We start from the raw sequence: 1,391 nt of genomic DNA, 5'->3' as shown, positions 1-1,391 counted from the left end.
GAAGTTCGTCGAGCCGTTGGACCGGATGTGCAGCGATGCGTGCCAGGACGTCGGCGAGCCAGGCTTGTGGATCCACATCGTTCATTTTGGCTGTGACGATCAGGCTGTACATCATCGCGGCACGGTTGCCGCCGCGGTCGGAGCCACAGAACAGCCAGGACTTTCGCCCCAGGGCGATGCCGCGCAGGGCTCGTTCGGCGGCGTTGTTCGACAGGCAGATGCGGCCATCGTCGAGGAAGCGGGTGAACGCGCTCCAGCGCTTGAGCATGTAGTCCATCGCCTTGGCAACATCGTTGCGCCGTGAGAGCTTGGCGCGTTGCACACGCATCCAGGCTTCCAAATCGGCAACCAGCGGCATGCTGAGCTCCTGACGGACGGCCTGGCGCCGTTCGGGCGTCTCGCCGTTGATGCCGCGCTCGATCTCGAACAAGGCATCGATCCGGCGGACTGCTTCCAGCGCCAGCGGCGAGATCACCGCTGGCTTTTTGCCTTGCACCTTGCGGCGCGCATTCTCCGCCAAATCAGCCATCACGAAGAATGGCCGTCGGGCATGGACCCAACACGCCGCTTCCAGGATCGGACCTGCATTGCGGCCCCGTTCGTAAAGCTTGCCATAGCCGCCATAGGCATCGGCCTGGAAGATGCCGCTATAGCCAGCCAAATGGGCCTGGGGATGCTCGCCGGCGCGATCGCGCGAGTAATAAAATACTGCCCCCGGCGGGGCCTGCCCACCAAAAGGCTTGTCGTCGCGCACATAGACCCAGATGCGGCCGGTGTCGGTCTTGCCTTTGGCCAGGACCGGCACCGTCGTGTCGTCCCCATGCAATCGCTCGGCACTCAGCACGTGGGCCTCGAGGCGCCGGAACAAGGGCGTCAGCGCGACTGTGCAGCCGCCAACCTGGTCGGCGAGGGTCGACAGGCTGATCGGCACGCCTTCCTTGGCATAGCGTTCGGCCTGCCGGTTCAGCGGCTGGTGCTGGCCGAACTTCTCGAACAGCACCATCGCCAACAAGCTGGGGCCGGCCCAACCACGGGCGATGACGTGGAACGGCGCCGGGGCCTGGCTGATCTTCTCGCAATCACGGCAGCTGAACTTCTCCCTGACGTGCTGGATCACCTTCCAGGATTTCGGGATCACCTCCAGCGTCTCGGTAATGTCCTCCCCGAGCTTGGACAACCGCGCTCCGCCGCAACAAGCGCACGCCACAGGTCCCGGCACGAGCACCCGCTCGCGAGGCAGATGGTCCGGGAACGGCTGGCGCGACGGCTTCTTGCGCGTGAACGAGGCCACCTTCGTCGCCCTGGCCGCGGCCATTTCGGCAGCGAGTTCGTCCTCAGTCGCTGAGGCCTCGAGCTCCTCCAGCGTCAGTTCGAGCTGATCCAGCAGCCTT

At 64.9% G+C, this 1,391-nt stretch carries 1 protein-coding gene; it reads right to left on the bottom strand.

The window, feature by feature from the left end:
• The coding region (tnpC, locus tag XI09_RS08630) for an IS66 family transposase (protein WP_271566462.1) at positions 1–1,391 on the bottom strand (1,391 nt) is incomplete at both ends.

Source organism: Bradyrhizobium sp. CCBAU 11386 (genome assembly GCF_028128955.1).
GTDB lineage: Bacteria > Pseudomonadota > Alphaproteobacteria > Rhizobiales > Xanthobacteraceae > Bradyrhizobium.
Note: the sequence above shows the minus strand (reverse complement) of the source record. Positions and strands in the feature narration are given on the sequence as shown.